The following is a 15,874-nucleotide window of genomic DNA, read 5'->3' on the forward strand; positions in this document are numbered from 1 at the left end:
TGCTTGCGTGAACTATGAACGATGCGCTATCCCTCTGCTACACTTCGCTTTATACTTCGATTCTTCTCTTCACCAGCGCCACCATTCCATAGATCATCAGGCAGACCACCGCCACTTCAAACAGCAGCGCCCTTAGATCAACCGGAAGGTATGGTATAATAAATTCACTGCCGGATTGGGGCTCTCCAGTGTAAATCTCGAAGTTAAAGGCAATATCCAGACCAATGAAGTAGGTGTCAAAGAGCAGCTTCTCCAGATAACCTATTCCGTTCTGCAGCAGGACCAGAAGGCCGATGCCAAGCCATACTCTCCACTTCATACGCAGACTATAGGCTACTGTAAAGGAGAACATCACCATCACCATTAGAAATAAGGTAGACCAGATCGATTGAAGCAATGCCCGGAAGCCAACCGTCCATAGATTGCCGGGCAGTAAATCCACCGTGTTCAGCAGCTTGAGGATTCCCAGATGGGCCAGGCCGAGGAGGATGACCACCCCAATCAACAGCAGCGCCAGCAGCATGGGAGTCAGGACCGTCTGCAGTGCTGTAACCGGCAGAAGCCGCCGCTGATAGGATTTAAGATTACGGAAATATCCGGTGACCGCTATAAATATCATCGCGATGGCCAGGATGCAGTAAATAACCAGATTCAGGGAAGCCAAGCCCGTGTCTATCTTTGCACTGGAGATCCACAGTCCGGCCTGAGCGAGCAACGCAATGACGATGAAGACGAGAATGCGTTCTTGTCGGCGTTTAAGATCATATTTTAATAGCTTCAGCATTCGGCAAACACCTCTCTGAACAGCTCATCTACACTCTTCCCATGCTCTTGTCTAAGCTCCTCCACCGGACGATGCAGCACAATCTCCCCCTCCTTCAGGAAAATCACCTCATCAAAGATCCGTTCGATATCCGTCACCAGATGAGTAGAGAGCAGAATACTGCTGTCCTCCTCATAGAACTCCATCAGCGCATTCAGAATCTTGGTCCGTGCCACCGGATCAACGCCTCCAATCGGCTCATCGAGCAGGTATAATCTGGCCCGGCGGGAGAGCGCTAATGTCAGCTGCAGGCGTTCGTTCATCCCTTTGGATAACGTCCGCACCTTATCCGCTGTACGCAGCTTCATGAAATCCAGCATCCGCAGTGCCTTGGCCTGATCGAAATCCGGGTAGAAATCCTGCTGGAATCTCAGCGCATCCCCGATATTCATCCACGACTCCGTTACCGGCACATCCGGCATGAAGGAGACGAGCTTCTTGCTCTCTACGCCCACAGGCATCCCGAGGACTGAGATCCGGCCCGAGGCGGGCCAGGCGAGTCCGGCGATCAGCTTCATGAGCGTGCTTTTGCCGCTGCCGTTACTTCCCAGAAGGCCGGTGATGGTGCCGCTGCCCAGCTTGAAGGAGACCTGGTTCAGCGCCTGTCTAGGGCCGAACTGTTTGCTTACATTCTGAATGTTAAGTATATCGTCCACTCTTCTTACTCCCCCTGTTCTTGGTTCCGCTGGTGAATGTTCTCTGCTACTGCAGTTAGTATATCTTCGCCCTGGAAGCCGAGCTCCTGCATTCCGCGGATAAAACGGTCCAGCACATCCTGCGCCATCTCCTTCTTGACGGTCAGAATCGTCTCTTCGCTTCCGGTCACATATCTGCCCATGCCGCGGCGGGTCTCCACGATGGTCTCACGCTCCAGTTCCTGAAAAGTTCTTTGCACGGTATTCGGGTTAATCTGCAGTTCAGCGGCCAATTCACGGACAGAGGGGATCTTATCTCCAGGCTTCAGTTTACCGGTGATAATCTCTCCCTTGATGTAATTCATGATCTGGAGATAAATCGGCTGGTTATTATCGAATTCGATCCCCATCAAGCAACATCCCTGCGTCTGAAGACGGCGAAGCCTGCAAGCAGGAACAGCGTCATGTAGATGCACAGCAGGATAATGGAGAAGGTTAGTGTCATTCCCTGCATCGGTGCACCGCCATCCTTGTAGGCTGCGAGATTAAGATTAGGGAACAGTACATATTTGTAGAACTCACGGGAAATGACCAGCTTGTCGATGGTGGTGGCGAAGATGGTTGCTCCAATGGTTACGCCAGTCGATTTCGTTAGAATCCCTAGCATGAAGCCGATCGTAGCGTAGACGGTGCAGTACACAGTTGAATACAGCAGCGAAGTTAGGATCTCACCGATTCCCGCTTCCCCTCCGCTGAGTCCGAAGAATACCGCTCCTGAGAGGAAAAGCCCCACCGTCGCAACTACCTGCATGCTAAGTGTATAGAGCAGTACAGTTACATATTTGGAGGCCAGAATCGCCGTGCGGCTGCGGGCACGGATCAGCAGAAATTTGATCGTCCCCTGGCTGTATTCCCTGGATACAATCCCCGCCGTCCCGACGATCACCAGAATGGCCAGAAGCTGGCCAATGCCTCTGGGCTGAAGGGAATCCGCTGTAAAATCTGCCGCTGAAGCATACATATCTGCGGCAAATGTACGAGTCATATAGCCCACTGCCAGCGACAGTACCAGCAGGATGACATAAGGAATGATATTGCTGCGTTTCTTCGATATTTTGAGCCATTCATTCAGCACAAGCAGATTAAATTTACGCAATGCGGTTGCCTCCTGTCCATTTCAGGAAATCCTCTTCCAGACTTTGTCTATTCTCAGTGATCCGGTATATCCCGACCTTGGCTTCGCTAAGCGCCGCCACCAGCTCCGGTACGGCTCCATCCGGCAGCTGTACATGCAGCTCGGAATGAGCTTCATCCGCTCCAGTGACCTTAACGCCCTGCAAGGCTCCGGCCACAGTCCGTGCAGCTTCAAGCTTATCTACCCGGATCGTAAGTGCTACCTCACTACGTGCCTCCGGTACTTCCGTAAGCTGTGTCACCGTTACAAGCTTGCCGTTCTGAATGACCACCGCGCGGTGACAGATCTGTTCAATCTCAGCCAGCATATGACTAGAGATTAGAATGGCAATGCCCTCTACCTCTGCTATTCTCCGCATATAGTCGCGCATCTCCCGGATGCCGGCGGGGTCCAGCCCGTTAGTCGGCTCATCCAGAATGAGCAGCTTCGGCGAGTGGAGCAAGGCCTGAGCAATCCCCAGACGCTGGCGCATACCGAGGGAGTAGGCCCGAACCTTCTTGTTCATCGCCTCCTGCAGCCCCACCAGCTCCACGACCTCCTTGATCCGTGATACCCCGGCTCCATCACTCATGCGTAAATATTGCAGCAGGTTGTCGTACCCGGTCATATGCGGATAGAACTCAGGATTCTCAATGATCGCCCCGATCTGTGAGATCGCCTGCTTGAATTCCTTCCGGATACTGTGTCCATGAATCAGAACATCCCCTCCGCTCATGCGGATCAGTCCGGTCATCATCCGGATGGTGGTCGTTTTGCCGGCGCCATTCGGTCCCAGCAGCCCGACAATCTCTCCCTTATGGATCTTGAAGCTTAGATTATCTACAATGGCTTTCCCTTTTATCAATTTGCTGACGCCTTGCATTTCCAATACGGTTTGTTCTTGCGCAGGGCCTGACGGCTCCTGAACATTATGAGCGGTTGAATTCATGACAGCCTCCTTGTGCGGATCGGTATAGGTGGAGTATTAATTCCACGGGTTGTTGCTAAGCTGGAACATGTGTATTTTCAATGTTGTATTGGTGTGTTAGTTAAATAGTACACTAGGTATTTCGATTTGTAAAGCAGGTTTGTGAAAAATTTCCTGAAGCACTGTGTAAAGAGGCTATCCGTGCAGGGGTTCTAACCATACCAATCTCTATCAGCATACATAGAATAGTATTGCAGCTGGCAGTACGTGCTGCTTTTGCCAAAAACCGCTCCAAGGAGGAATACACATGAATAAAGAGGTCCATATCTCGCAGACTTTTCCAAGACTGACGGTGTACAGCGAAGAAAACTTCCGGGGAAGAAGCAGAATCTACAGAGGCAATCTCGGTATCCGCGATACGGACAATATTCTGGATGGCATCGAAAGTCTCCGCTTCTTCTCAACCAGCAGCAATGCCACGCTTGTCCTGTTCAGCAGAACCCGGTTCAGAGGCAGCTTCCGCGTGCTTCGCGGGAACCACAGCATCCGTGATCTGGATGACTACATTTCAGGCAATGACGTAGAATCTATCATCTCTACCAACCAGAGACTGACGCTGGACCAGATCCGCCGTATCCGCAGCAGCGGGGATCTTCCTGCAGGCTACCGCTTAATCTAACAGAACACGCACGCTGAACAGGGCACCCTCTGGTACCGCCCAGCCGGAGAGTGCCCTGTTTGGTATTGGATTATCGTACTTTTTAGCACAACTAAATGATTCCTTTTTCGTTAAAGTTATAGGGGGTGAGATCATGCGGAGTATTTGCTTTTCCATTCTGGTATCTATTTTTCTGATGAGTGGATGTAGCAACCCAACCGGAGAGCGAATCATAAACATGAATTACAGCTTCAATGAACCACATCTTTTTCCGTTTGAGATCAATGAAGTTCGTACTGAAATCGCAGTTGATAACCCGTATGTGCTACAACAGTATGTTTTTCATTATAAAAACAAGCAGACCCTGCAAGAAATAAGATACATCCTGAGCAAGGTTATGAGTGCACCAGAGAAAATTTCCACCCAAGGCAAGCAACGCTTAGAACTTGATAATGGAAAAGAAGCATACTATGACGAAGACGAAACTACTCAATCCATCTGGTGGGAGGGGGAGAACGGATTTTTGGCGCGATTTGTATATTATATCAACGGAAATCTAGATCCGATCCACACTAATAAATTAGAGGTCTCCGCCTTTATAGACTTAGCTAATCAAATTCAATAGTATCTTCAGACCAGATCACCGGGCCGGCAGTATATACTGTGAAAACTAGCATTCCGCGAGGAGGACCAACAGAATATGAAGCCACTGGATATCCATCCAACAGCGTTGTATGAGCAGGTTCAGTCCGACATTGGCAGCTTTCAGGTCTTGAGAAACTACAGACTGAATAGTGTGAGAACCGGGGTCTGGAAGCTGCAATCCGATCAGGACTCTAAATGTTATTACTTAAAAACCTACAGCCGCAAACAGAGATGGCATCCTGAGGTTTATGCATACCGTCACTGGATAGGTCAGTTGAAACCGTATGTACCTGAGTTAATAGCTGCTTACGAGGGGGAGGGCTGGCAGGCTATATTAATTACATCCATGGATGGATTAATCATGAGGGATACTGAACTAAGTCCCCTGGCTGTGGAAGCCGCTTACCGTAAGGCAGGTGAATTAACAAAAGTACTGCATGATTCACAGATTGGCGATTGGTTCGGCCGCCCTGATATAAATGGAAATCCAATCGAGTTATCCCATAATGAGGACCCGGTAAATTATGTTTCTAGTTCCATTAGGGAAGTTACAGCGCGATGTATGGAGGAAAATCTGCTGCAATCTTCTGAAATCTCTTTAACCGATTGGGCACTTCAGAACGTTCATGTATTCCGGCATAGCAGACCTGTTCCTATTAGCTGGGACTCCACACCAGGCAACTGGCTGGTGGATGAGCAGGGTATTTTGACAGGAATGATAGACTTCGAGAATATGCTGTGGGGGCTGGCTGTGGACAACTTCTCCATTCTGTTCGCCAGATATTTCATAGATCATCCATCAGCCAGAGATGCCTATTTTGCAGGGTATGGACTTGAAGTGCTTAAGGACCAGTCTGCTGAAATACAAATATGCTGCATCAAAATGGCCCTCGGCGATATCTGCTGGGGCACTCACAATCATCAACCCGAGGTCGTCCGATCTGGCAGAGAGCTTATGAAAAGAATACATAATCAGCAGCTTTTCCTGTAGGGAAGCTTGAAGGCAGTGCAAGTTCCATGCAGCTTCCCGCCTACATCGCAGCTACCTCTGCCGCCAGCTCACGGACCTGCTGTTGCAGGACATTCACCTCATCGGTCCCTTCCCAGTAACGGGTGGCGAAATGCAGGAATACGTCTATCTTGCGCAGGAGCATGAGCACCGGAATCGCCGCCAGTTCCTCAGGAGTCAGCGTAACCCTGCGGTTATAACCCCGCCAGAAATCACGGATAATCCGCTCCGAGTCCTCATGACTGAGCAAGGCCGACAGAATCACAGCAGCATCCATAACCCGTACATCCCTTGTGCAAAATTCAAAATCCAGCAGCGCCGTCACCCGGGCGGTATCCGCTCCATCCACCAGCAGATTGGAAGCGTTCAGATCGCCGTGCACCAGCTGATGCGGCAGGCTCTGAAGCTGTTCCAGCGAGTCAGCCACGTTGTCGTAGGCTTCCACTAATACGGTCAGCTCCGGCAGCAGCTCCTTCAGAGACTCGGGCGGGTCCGTCACCAGACCATACAGCGCTTCACGGGTGCATAGCGGATACGAGGTCCGCAGCTCATAGTATGGACGGTATACGGACGGGATGCCCGTATCTATCTCAGCCAGCGCAGCGGACAAGATGCCTGCCGCTTCTCCGAAGGACTCATAGTAATCCGCAGCTTGCCCGGACGGGGATTCCCCTTCAATATAAGCAAACAAGCAAGCGAATTTCCCGCTCTCTTCAAGTTGAACCAAGGTCTCTCCACTGGCAGTACGGATCGGAAGAGGTGTACTGAACGGCAGACCCGCAGCGGCCAGCTTCAGCAGCACCGTATGTTCAAATTCTATTTTGTTCCTGTCCTTATGGGTGTCATAGATACGCAGCACAGCGCGGCGTTCCCCGCTCTCCACGAAATACGTTGTATTATTCCATCCTCCGCTCCGCTTGCGCAGCGAGCCCTTCCATTCAGGCCAGACCTGACTCACTATAGCTTCCGTAGGCTTATGCCCCTTTCTATTAGGTTCAGAAGCAATTGTAGAATCCGGGTACGGCTATGTCAAATCTACTAGGATTGGGGCGGTTCGCTAGCCTCTGATCCAGTCGCCTTTTTTAGCTGCAAAAGACAATTATACAAAACAAACTATCAGATTTACATATATTACTGTATCAAGAGAAAAGGAGGACTTCCAAATGCCAATTTATACTATCGGTGCAGTGCCCAACCTTGAGCCTACCGGAACAGTAATATCGCAATTCGTCGAGCTTCGAATCACCAACACAACCGTTGCAAGGCTGGAACCTATTGTAGTCAATGCTTACAGTGTCGCAGATTCCGGCCCGGAGGGGATAGCTGAAACTCTGAATTTCACAACAACGTTCGGGATTGCCGCTCCAAATGGTGTGGTTACGCTCATCATACCAACGACAGTGGCCAATTACAGTATCACCGTTTCTTCACCTGGTGCTCCCGGATTCGTGAACGACATCTCGCTATACGCAGTAGCCCGGGATGCAGCCGGCTTCATAGTGTTTGATCAGGTATATCCATTCGGAGACTGGAACATCATCGGTCCCGTCCTTAGTTAACTTCATTTCATTGCTCAGGCGAGTCCTGAGCTTTTTTTGTTTCTGGTAAAACTGTACAGAATAGCAGCACGCTCACTATCACGATCACTCCTGATCTGATAAGCCTATGCTTGCACCACTTCAATAATATGCGGAATGCCTGATTATCCGCTATAATGTAATCCATACAATACAAGCAAAGGATGGGATACATATGGACGCAACCGTTAGCAAACGCTGGCTGCTCGCCAGACTCTACGAGCCGGAACAGACCATCGTAGACTGCCGGTTCACATTAGGCCAGCCTAAGGCCGGCAGAGACAGCTATCAACAAGAGCATATTCCGGGCGCGATCTATCTGGATCTGAAACTGGATCTGTCCTCTCCGGTGAGCGAGCATGGCGGTCGCCATCCCCTGCCTGACCCTGAAGTGCTGGCTGCACGGCTCAGCAAACTCGGAATCGGTAATGATACTCGCATTGTCGCCTACGACGATGAGAACGGCATGAACGCCGCCCGTCTGTGGTGGCTGCTGCGTTACCTGGGGCATGAGCAGGTATTCATTCTGGAGGGCGGCTTCAGCCAGTGGAAAGAGGGTAAATATCCGGTGACGGATCATCAGCCGGTGCGGGTGCCTAGTACCTTTACAGCTAATGTTCAGCCGCAGATGCTGGCGGGAGTTGAGGAGGTGCGCGAGGTATCGGAGAAGACAGTTAATAATGCTGGCGCTGAGTCTGAGAGTGACGTCAACGTTGCGGATGCCGTGCCTGCTCTTCCCGTGCTGATCGATTCCCGGGCCAATGACCGCTATCACGGCCAGAATGAGACCCTGGACCCGGTCGGCGGGCATATCCCTGGGGCGGTCAACTACTTCTGGAAAGACACGCAAAATCCGGACGGTAGCTGGAGGAGTGCGGAGCAGCTTGAAGAACATTTTGCCGGACTGGACAAAGACCGTGAGGTCATCGTCTACTGCGGCTCCGGCGTAACTGCCTGCCCGAATGTACTGGCGCTAGAAAAGGCCGGATATACGAATGTGCGGCTGTATGCGGGAAGCTGGAGTGACTGGATTAGCTATGAAGATAACCCGGTGGCCACAGGAGACGAGTAAAAGCCGATTGACCGCATCGGATTTGAGTTTTGGGGCTGTGACAGGTTGCCGGAAGGCAGGCTGCTCACGGCCCTTTTTCGGCATTTTCGCGCGCGCTGTTCCAGAGATCGACAAGCTGGTAATTTGAGGATTGACAATATGACAAGTTAAATTTAAAATAATCACAGCGGAAAAGTATGATTTAATTTATTATAAACTAACCATAGAAGGAGATTTTTAAAATGACCGCTCTCCAAACCTTTAAAGCATCTGCGCATTTGCAAGACGGAGTCCAAGTGAAAGTAGCATCCCGAAACTTTGAATTTATTATTGACGAGCCCAAAAGCTTGGGCGGAACTGATACCGGTATGAATCCGGTCGAAGCTTTGCTGGCCTCGCTGGGAGCATGCCAGTCTATCGTGGCCAGAGTGTATGCGCCTAAATTCGGCGTGAACCTCAAGGATTTCTTCGTGGATGTAGAAGGCGATCTTGATCTGGATGGCTTTTTCAACAAGTCGGAGGTGCGTCCGGGCTATTCAGAAATTCGGTATAGCTTCCGTATTAAAACAGATTCACCCAAAGAACAGGTTGAAGAATTTGTACGATTCCTGGAAAGCAAATGCCCAGTTGGAGATACGCTCGCAAACCCGGTTAATCTCAAGCTGGAAAGCATTATCATCGAAAGCTAAGCAACCGTTCAGAACCGAGAAGCTTCCACACTATGACCTCTTGCCACGGAGCACAGAATGGGACCAGGGGTAGAGACCGTATAGGCGCAAGTGCACGATCTACGGACAATGTACAAAGCAGATCATGGTTACGTATATTAAAAGCAATAACACGGCTTTTTTTAGTGAAAGCTGTCTTTTAAAGAGGTGAACCGTGTGCCTATTAAAACAGGTAGCCAATACATCGAACGTATCGACCGGCAAAATATCAATATTTTTTACAAAGGAACACGGATCGAAGGCCCTTTATCCAAGCATCCCGCATTTCAAGGTCTCATACAAACCCAAGCCGAAATGTACAACATGCAGTGTGATGAGCGTTATTTAGCACAGATGACCTACCCTTCACCCGATACAGGAGAGCCTGTCGGTCTATCTTTTCTTCCACCCAAGAATGCTGAGGATTTACAGCGCCGCAGAAAAATGATTGAACTCTGGTCCAACTGCCATCATGGGTTTTTAGGACGTTCTCCGGACTATATGAATACAGCCCTCATGTCTCTGTTTACAGCTGCCGATATCCTTGAGGAGCTGAATCCGAAATATGCTGAGAACCTCAGGAAGTACTATGCTTACTGCCGGGATCATGACATTACCTTATCCCATGCCTTCATCCAGCCTCAAGCAAGCAAAATATCCGGCCAGATTGATGCTACGGAGGATTCTATCGCTGCTAAAGTCGTTGAAATCAATGCTGAAGGGATGATTGTAACCGGTGCTTTTATGATGGCAACACAAGGGGCTACATGCGATGAAATGCTTGTATTCCCAACGCCTTCCCCCTCGTTTGTGGATGATGATAATCCGTTCGCGTTTGCCTTCGCCGTGCCTAATGATCTGCAAGGGATGACTTTTTTTTGCCGTGAAAGCTACGCAGCCTCATCTGCCTACGACCATCCGTTAAGCTCAAGATATGAAGAAATGGATACCCTAGTCATATTTGACCGCGTTCTTATCCCTCATGACCGTGTATTTTATTACGGAGATGAAATGTACTGTTCCCGATTGTTCGGCGAGAGTCACTTCCATACGCATATGGCCCATCAAATCATCACCCGCTATATTGCAAAAACAGAGTTCTTTCTCGGGTTGCTGGAATCTTTGGCGGAAGAACAAAACGTTATCCCTGAGCCCCATACTATTCAGCCTATTTCCAGAACGATAACCTATTTGGAGACCTTCAAAGCCTTAAGACTCGCTTCTGAAATAGGCGCTTCCCCGGACAAATTCGGATATCTCGTTCCAGACAAAGGTCCACTTTTGGCTTCGTCCGTTCACTTTTCGGAGTTTTATCCGGACCTGATTGAAATGGTTCAACATCTCAGTTCAAGCGGTCTCATCATGATCCTCTCGGAGTCCGACTTCGATACAAGCGCTGGTGCATACCTCAGTCAGTATTTGAAGGGTACGGCTTCGGAGGCGTGGTTCCGAAACGCTTTATTCCGGCTTGCTTGGGAACTCGGAGCGGGTGCATTCGGCGGGCGACAAATCCAGTTTGAGCGGTTATTTTTCGGCAGCTCCCACACACTGGCCTGGCGCATGTACAACAGCTATGATAATCACGAATCCTTCCGTCAAATCATTCACGAGTTCATTGCACCAGAAGAAACCCGATTCGTTATGAGGGGAAGCCGGTAACTCAAAGACACTCTTCTCATTGTTCTGAGGAGAGTGTCTTTTGTCAAAAAAATCATCAATTCAAAGTCTGATGTCTCCATTTCCGGGGCAGCATCAGATCCAGCCGTCTATTCCTGCAGCTTCGCTACCTGCTCAATCAACGCATCAACGCCTCTGTCTACGGTATAAGGGCCGTTGTTCCAGTTCACACGGGATACATTAATAATCCTGTTGTTCTTCACCGCAGGGATGCTCTGATAGACAGGCTCCTTGAACAGCTCCATCATGGCAGCCAGCTCTTCATCCGTCATTTGTGTAAAAAAGTAATCCGCCGGCTTGTCTACCAGCATCTCCATGGACAGTACCGTTCCCCCATCCGCATAGGGCTTGAATTGCTCGGGCATTGCAAAACCGAAATCCTGATAGATCAGCTTGCCCAAGGTACCTCCTTCCCCTCCGAGCAGCACCTCTCCGTTACGGATAATGAATGAGATCGCTGTAGTTCCTTCATCAATTTTGATATTGATGTTATCGCGGATGCCCTGCAGCTTCTCGTCGAAGGAAGCAATCCATTGCTCCGCTTCCTCTTGCTTGCCCATAATATCGCCCATGGTTCTTAAGGTATTCACCACATCCGGGTCACCGCCCCAGGCGACGGCTAAGGTTGGAGCAATCTTCTCATAGGTCTCAATTACATCTTCACCAAGATAGTCCGGAATGATAATCAGATCTGGCTCCAATGCAGAAATGGCTTCAACACTGCCTGTTCCTGCCCCTATATTCTCCACAGTCTTCATCTCTTCCTTGTATTGATCCAGCGTCTCCTGGTTGACACCCGCCGGCATCAGGCCGAGAGGAAGCATATAACCGCCATAAGCGAGCGCCACTACCGCGCCAGGCTCGACTGGAATTTCCACCTGTCTGGCGAAGCCATCGGTAACTATTCTTGTTGCTGCTTCGGGTTTCGTATTACCGCCTCCACAAGCTGCAAGCAGCACAGACAGACTGAACAAGAGGGATACAGCAAAAGTGGGTTTATGGCTAACTTTCAAATCATTCACACTCCATGCTCTGTATTGATAATGATTATCACTGATATCAATATAGCGTTGTTCTTTCGCTGGAGCAATGAACGATTCCGGCATATCATTGGTAGGAATTGAACCTTTGTGTAACGGTGCGTGCATTTTGAACTGGGCGGGGGTCTCTCCGTACAGCTTTTTGAATAGTCTGCTGAAGTAATAGAAATCCGTATACCCGACACTTTCAGCAACATGGCGGATAGGAGCATCTGTCCCTGCCAGCAGGGTTCTGGCTTGCAGCATCCGGGTCCGGCTCACATACTCCATGGGACTGCAATCATACCTGCGCTTGAATACCCTCACCAAATGATGGGCGCTGTAGTGGAACAGCTCAGCCATAGCTGTCATAGAGAGGGGCTGGCGATAATATTCCCGGATATAACGGGCGATCTGTTCAGCCAGATCCGGTTCCGTCTGCTGCTCTCCCGCCAGCTGGAGCTGACGGAATTGTTCAGACACGAACTGATAGAACAGTCCGGTCACCTGCATCCGTTCCAGCTCCCCTCCGCTTGTCCAAAGCTGAAGCATGCGCTCTTGCAGGGAGAGGATCATCCAGGGATCGCTCCCTTGGAAGACATAGGGCTGCTGGAACGGATTGTGATTGCCCCCCGCTAGGTCTGTGAATGGGCTGCCGGGACAAGGCTTGTATAAGATCAGGTAATAATCAAACGTACTGCTCAAGCAGCAGATATGAAGAACTGCACCTTTGCCGCCATGTACGACCTGGTGATTGCGTGATGCGCTTCCGTACCCGTCCAGCATGACTTTGGCTTCTCCCTGATTCGTGAACACAAACGCACTTGAAGGCAAAGTATAGCTCTGAAGCTTCTCTCCCGGCTGCATGATCACATGACGGATATCCAACACTTTCACAGGCACATGATTCCATATCCGAAATCTTTCTGACCACTTCATAGAAGCACCTCTATAACTAATAAGCTTACATACTTGTATAACTCTCTTCATTTATCCTTGATCCGCTTGAGCAATCAGCTTGGTCATTTCCTCTGCCTGCAGCAGAGCCGAGAGCGGATCGGACAAGAAGTAGTTCTCCCATTGCAGCTCTATGATCCCGCAGCCGGCTGCCCGGTGAAGTTCAGTCATATCCGGCATGTGCCCCTCCCTTCCACTCTGCTTGCTTCTTAGAACCAGCAGATAATCCTCCGTGTATTGGGCAATGTCCTGCTGATCAATCCAAATCGACTCATGTCCTTGCTCGAACAGCTCCTGCCACACTTTCCATGGCGGCTGCAGCCCCAGCACTTCATAGGCAGCTCTCCCGCCCCGGGTGGCTGCATTGCCTATAACCCGAATCTCCTGACTCCAATTCGGGTCAATCACAGTGAACGTCCGCCGTTCCGGGCATTGCCGCAATATCGCATTCCGCACATAAGCTGCCCGTGTCTCATATTCGATAATCCACTTCGCCGCTTCCTGAGTGCGGTTCAGAATATGCCCCATGGCGGCGATCCCTTCCCCGGCTGAACGGAAATGATCACTCTGAAAGACTACTGTAGGAGCTATCCTCGCAAAGGAAGCAAAGGCTGTCTTGTCCCAGGTAATGATCAGATCAGGTTCAAGTTCAAGCACCTTCTCTATAGATACCTGGTTGTGGTTGCCGATATCTTGTACCTCAGAACCTATATACTGCCCAAGCAGCCGGTTGCTGTCCAACAAGGTTTGTGGAGCTCCCACAGGTGTCAGACCCAAAGCCAGCACTTCTCCCAGGCTCCAATCTATAACTACCCGCTCAGGCTTGTCCGGAATAGTAATCTCACCCATCACCGTTTGTATATTTCTTCTTTTGTGCCCGATACCCGCCATAGGGGAAGTACGCCCTCTTGTCTGTTCTATAAGGGTCTCATGGGCCATCTGTATAGTGCGCGGTTGCAGGGTTATCCTGTCCTGTATGCCTTCTCTTTCACAATCGCTGATCTGCCGCCTGTAATAATCGGGAGATACACCCTCGTGCTTCTTGAAAAAACGGCTAAAGGCATAGGCGTTGGCATAACCTACCCGCTCTCCGATTTCCTGCAAGGTTGCTTCCGTATGCAGCAGCTCATAGGCTCTATTCAGACGAATACGCGCCAGTACCTGCCCGGGGCTTGTCTGCAGCTTGCTCTTGAACAGTCTGGTTAATAATCTCGGACTGCAATGGGTCACAGCAGCAACATGAGCTACAGTCAGGGGGGTACCGTAATGATCCTGCATATATCGAACAGCCAGACGGGTACGGTCAGGACCAAAGAGGCTGATCTCCTGCTGCTGATGATGCATCTGCTGCAGCAGCTCGTAGAGCCACTGGTAGAATATCGCCGTGACTTGAATCCGTTCAAGAAAAGCTATATTTCCCCACTTCTCATACAGCCTGGAAGCAAGCTCCAGTAGCGGGAGCGGATAATGCGGCTTCAACCCATATTCACACTGTAAGGTTATGCCGGGAAGCTGCTCATTCAGCGGTTCCTGCACCTCCCTCTCAGTCTCAACCAGCATATACATGATCGAGTACAGCTCAATCCCCGTGTCAGCCTTCATACGCACAACGGCGCCTTTACTTCCGTGCAATACATACCAGCCATCCAATGCATGAGGCGTCTCATCCAACCACAGCTGGCCCCGTCCCTGCACCAAAATAAAAGTATGGGAGGACAGCCGCTGCTCTCTGTATTCCCTTCCCGGTTCCATGCCTGATTGACGGATATCCAGCAGACGGACCGCCTGATTATCCCAAAGCTCAATATACCCCTCTATATTCATAAGAAAACTCCAGTCTCAATGCTTGAACACTTCAAGATTCGTTATCATCTGTCCCCATAGTATATGATAATGATTCTCAGTGCAATGCCTCCCATGTTCCGAAACAGGTATGCCGAATGTTCCTGATTGGTCATTGTGTAAATAGAGACCACCTTCTATAGTGATAATAGTTCTCAATAAGAAAGAGGGTCGAACATTATCAAAAGGTTCAATTTGTACTACATAGCCTTATTGTGTATGCTGGCAATGGCTATATTGCTCACAGGATGCTCTAAGCAGAATTCCGGCCGTCCAGGGAATACAGCCGACCATTCACAGGATAAGCGTATTCTCTCAACTGTAAAAGGAGATGTGGAGGTCCCTGCACACCCTTCCCGGGTGGTTGTGGACTGGAACATTGGCGATGTGCTGGCTGTTGGGTTGACGCCGGTAGGCGTTCCGGGCAGTTTGCTGGACTACGGGGAATTCCTGCGCAAGCCGCTTGAAGGCGTGGAAGATATCGGCAACCATAACGAGGTATCCTTGGAGAAGATCATTCAGCTTAATCCGGACCTGATCATCACCTGGAACCAGGAGACTTATGAAGCTTATTCCAGAATCGCCCCTACTGTCGTATTCATAGCCGATGATTATGACTCCATGCAGGCAGAGGTCAGCGCAATGGGAGAAATTCTTAACCGTCAGGAAGAAGCTCAGAAGTGGAACAAGTCCTTCGGGGAGCGGACCCAGGCCGCTCGTGCCAAAGCACAGGCTGCTGTGCCGGCTGGCGCAACCTTCACGATAACGGATTTTAACTGGTTAAAAAGTGTGGGCATTGTAGGCAAAAGTGCAAACCGGGGCGGCAAGGCCGTCTACGAGCTGCTTGGACTGACTCCTGCTGAGAAAGTAAAGACGGAGCTCTTTGATCAGAATAAGGAGAGCATTGAAATCAGTTCCGAGGTGTTCGGGCAGTATGTAGGTGATTATCTGCTGGTGATGAAAACAGTAGGCGCATCTGACGAGACCCTTCCCGGGATATGGAGCGAACTGGATGCAGTCCGTAACGGCCAGGTGTATGAGCTGGATATTCATCAATACCTAAGCTCAGACCCGTATACCTCTATCCTGCAAGCGGAGGATATTGCCGAACGACTGGCCAGTAAGCAGACGATGCTCAAGTAATGTAAGAAATAAGCGCACAATAGCGAACG

16 protein-coding genes are annotated in these 15,874 nt (G+C 50.1%); 8 read left to right on the forward strand and 8 right to left on the reverse strand.

The window, feature by feature from the left end; translation table 11 throughout:
- Window positions 1-49: 49 nt before the first annotated feature.
- Genes MKY64_RS12415 through MKY64_RS12435 form a run of 5 tightly spaced genes read right to left on the reverse strand, consistent with a single transcriptional unit; the run spans window position 50 to window position 3,581 of the window.
- Window positions 50-784 (reverse strand): hypothetical protein, encoded by a 735-nt coding sequence (locus MKY64_RS12415; RefSeq protein WP_036728937.1) that lies wholly within the window; start codon window positions 782-784, stop codon window positions 50-52.
- The gene (locus MKY64_RS12420; RefSeq protein ID WP_036728940.1) at window positions 778-1,479 is read right to left on the reverse strand and encodes an ABC transporter ATP-binding protein; all 702 of its coding nucleotides are present in this window, start codon (window positions 1,477-1,479) and stop codon (window positions 778-780) included. The genes MKY64_RS12415 and MKY64_RS12420 overlap by 7 nt, the downstream gene beginning before the upstream one ends.
- 5 nt (window positions 1,480-1,484) lie before the next feature.
- Complete coding sequence (locus MKY64_RS12425; RefSeq protein WP_036728944.1) at window positions 1,485-1,868, reverse strand: GntR family transcriptional regulator; 384 nt, start codon at window positions 1,866-1,868, stop codon at window positions 1,485-1,487.
- The gene (locus MKY64_RS12430) at window positions 1,868-2,614 is read right to left on the reverse strand and encodes an ABC transporter permease (protein WP_209873505.1); all 747 of its coding nucleotides are present in this window, start codon (window positions 2,612-2,614) and stop codon (window positions 1,868-1,870) included. The genes MKY64_RS12425 and MKY64_RS12430 overlap by 1 nt, the downstream gene beginning before the upstream one ends.
- On the reverse strand, window positions 2,607-3,581 hold the full coding sequence (locus MKY64_RS12435; RefSeq protein WP_339256336.1) for an ABC transporter ATP-binding protein: 975 nt from the start codon (window positions 3,579-3,581) through the stop codon (window positions 2,607-2,609). Before MKY64_RS12435 ends, MKY64_RS12430 begins: the two co-directional genes overlap by 8 nt.
- 286 nt (window positions 3,582-3,867) lie before the next feature.
- Here MKY64_RS12435 and MKY64_RS12440 point away from each other — a divergent pair, with 286 nt between their 5' ends.
- The 3 genes from MKY64_RS12440 to MKY64_RS12450 all read left to right on the forward strand — a co-directional run bounded on the left by MKY64_RS12440 (window position 3,868) and on the right by MKY64_RS12450 (window position 5,854).
- Entirely contained in the window at window positions 3,868-4,239 is a 372-nt protein-coding gene (locus MKY64_RS12440; protein WP_340953282.1) for a hypothetical protein, read from the forward strand.
- A gap of 133 nt (window positions 4,240-4,372) precedes the next feature.
- The gene (locus MKY64_RS12445) at window positions 4,373-4,843 is read left to right on the forward strand and encodes a hypothetical protein (RefSeq protein ID WP_036728957.1); all 471 of its coding nucleotides are present in this window, start codon (window positions 4,373-4,375) and stop codon (window positions 4,841-4,843) included.
- Between the two features lie 75 nt (window positions 4,844-4,918).
- The gene (locus tag MKY64_RS12450) at window positions 4,919-5,854 is read left to right on the forward strand and encodes an aminoglycoside phosphotransferase family protein (RefSeq protein ID WP_340953284.1); all 936 of its coding nucleotides are present in this window, start codon (window positions 4,919-4,921) and stop codon (window positions 5,852-5,854) included.
- A gap of 40 nt (window positions 5,855-5,894) precedes the next feature.
- On the opposite strand, the gene MKY64_RS12455 is transcribed toward MKY64_RS12450, so the two are convergent.
- The gene (locus MKY64_RS12455; RefSeq protein WP_340953286.1) at window positions 5,895-6,830 is read right to left on the reverse strand and encodes a phosphotransferase; all 936 of its coding nucleotides are present in this window, start codon (window positions 6,828-6,830) and stop codon (window positions 5,895-5,897) included.
- Window positions 6,831-7,035: 205 nt separating this feature from the next.
- On the opposite strand from MKY64_RS12455, the gene MKY64_RS12460 reads away from it, so the two are divergent.
- From MKY64_RS12460 to MKY64_RS12475, 4 genes are all read left to right on the forward strand, one after another.
- Window positions 7,036-7,431: a hypothetical protein gene (locus MKY64_RS12460; protein WP_036728963.1), complete on the forward strand. Its 396-nt coding sequence runs from the start codon at window positions 7,036-7,038 to the stop codon at window positions 7,429-7,431.
- Between the two features lie 193 nt (window positions 7,432-7,624).
- Entirely contained in the window at window positions 7,625-8,521 is an 897-nt protein-coding gene (locus MKY64_RS12465; protein ID WP_339256328.1) for a sulfurtransferase, read from the forward strand.
- Between the two features lie 221 nt (window positions 8,522-8,742).
- Window positions 8,743-9,189 carry an OsmC family protein gene (locus MKY64_RS12470; RefSeq protein ID WP_339256326.1) on the forward strand — a complete coding sequence of 149 codons (447 nt, stop codon included), beginning with the start codon at window positions 8,743-8,745 and terminating at the stop codon, window positions 9,187-9,189.
- A gap of 195 nt (window positions 9,190-9,384) precedes the next feature.
- The gene (locus MKY64_RS12475) at window positions 9,385-10,866 is read left to right on the forward strand and encodes a 4-hydroxyphenylacetate 3-hydroxylase family protein (RefSeq protein WP_339314029.1); all 1,482 of its coding nucleotides are present in this window, start codon (window positions 9,385-9,387) and stop codon (window positions 10,864-10,866) included.
- 107 nt (window positions 10,867-10,973) lie between these two features.
- Here the strand turns inward: MKY64_RS12475 and MKY64_RS12480 are convergent, their stop codons facing one another.
- Together MKY64_RS12480 and MKY64_RS12485 are read right to left on the reverse strand one after the other, a co-directional pair.
- Window positions 10,974-12,842, reverse strand: a complete 1,869-nt coding sequence (locus MKY64_RS12480) for an ABC transporter substrate-binding protein (protein WP_340953288.1) — start codon at window positions 12,840-12,842, stop codon at window positions 10,974-10,976.
- 51 nt (window positions 12,843-12,893) lie between these two features.
- Window positions 12,894-14,684 carry an AraC family transcriptional regulator gene (locus tag MKY64_RS12485; protein ID WP_340953290.1) on the reverse strand — a complete coding sequence of 597 codons (1,791 nt, stop codon included), beginning with the start codon at window positions 14,682-14,684 and terminating at the stop codon, window positions 12,894-12,896.
- Between the two features lie 351 nt (window positions 14,685-15,035).
- Between MKY64_RS12485 and MKY64_RS12490 the strand changes: the two genes are divergently transcribed.
- Complete coding sequence (locus tag MKY64_RS12490; protein WP_162174711.1) at window positions 15,036-15,845, forward strand: ABC transporter substrate-binding protein; 810 nt, start codon at window positions 15,036-15,038, stop codon at window positions 15,843-15,845.
- Window positions 15,846-15,874 lie beyond the last annotated feature (29 nt).

Origin of the sequence: Paenibacillus sp. FSL R7-0210 (assembly GCF_038009085.1) — a bacterium.
Taxonomy (GTDB): Bacteria; Bacillota; Bacilli; order Paenibacillales; family Paenibacillaceae; genus Paenibacillus_AQ; species Paenibacillus_AQ silagei.

Coding starts and splice junctions, on each gene's coding strand:
- MKY64_RS12415 (WP_036728937.1), bottom strand. CDS start 784: ATGCTGAAGCTATTAAAATATGATCTTAAACGCCGACAAGAACGCATT.
- MKY64_RS12425 (WP_036728944.1), bottom strand. CDS start 1,868: ATGGGGATCGAATTCGATAATAACCAGCCGATTTATCTCCAGATCATG.
- MKY64_RS12435 (WP_339256336.1), bottom strand. CDS start 3,581: ATGAATTCAACCGCTCATAATGTTCAGGAGCCGTCAGGCCCTGCGCAA.
- MKY64_RS12440 (WP_340953282.1), top strand. CDS start 3,868: ATGAATAAAGAGGTCCATATCTCGCAGACTTTTCCAAGACTGACGGTG.
- MKY64_RS12445 (WP_036728957.1), top strand. CDS start 4,373: ATGCGGAGTATTTGCTTTTCCATTCTGGTATCTATTTTTCTGATGAGT.
- MKY64_RS12450 (WP_340953284.1), top strand. CDS start 4,919: ATGAAGCCACTGGATATCCATCCAACAGCGTTGTATGAGCAGGTTCAG.
- MKY64_RS12460 (WP_036728963.1), top strand. CDS start 7,036: ATGCCAATTTATACTATCGGTGCAGTGCCCAACCTTGAGCCTACCGGA.
- MKY64_RS12465 (WP_339256328.1), top strand. CDS start 7,625: ATGGACGCAACCGTTAGCAAACGCTGGCTGCTCGCCAGACTCTACGAG.
- MKY64_RS12470 (WP_339256326.1), top strand. CDS start 8,743: ATGACCGCTCTCCAAACCTTTAAAGCATCTGCGCATTTGCAAGACGGA.
- MKY64_RS12480 (WP_340953288.1), bottom strand. CDS start 12,842: ATGAAGTGGTCAGAAAGATTTCGGATATGGAATCATGTGCCTGTGAAA.
- MKY64_RS12485 (WP_340953290.1), bottom strand. CDS start 14,684: ATGAATATAGAGGGGTATATTGAGCTTTGGGATAATCAGGCGGTCCGT.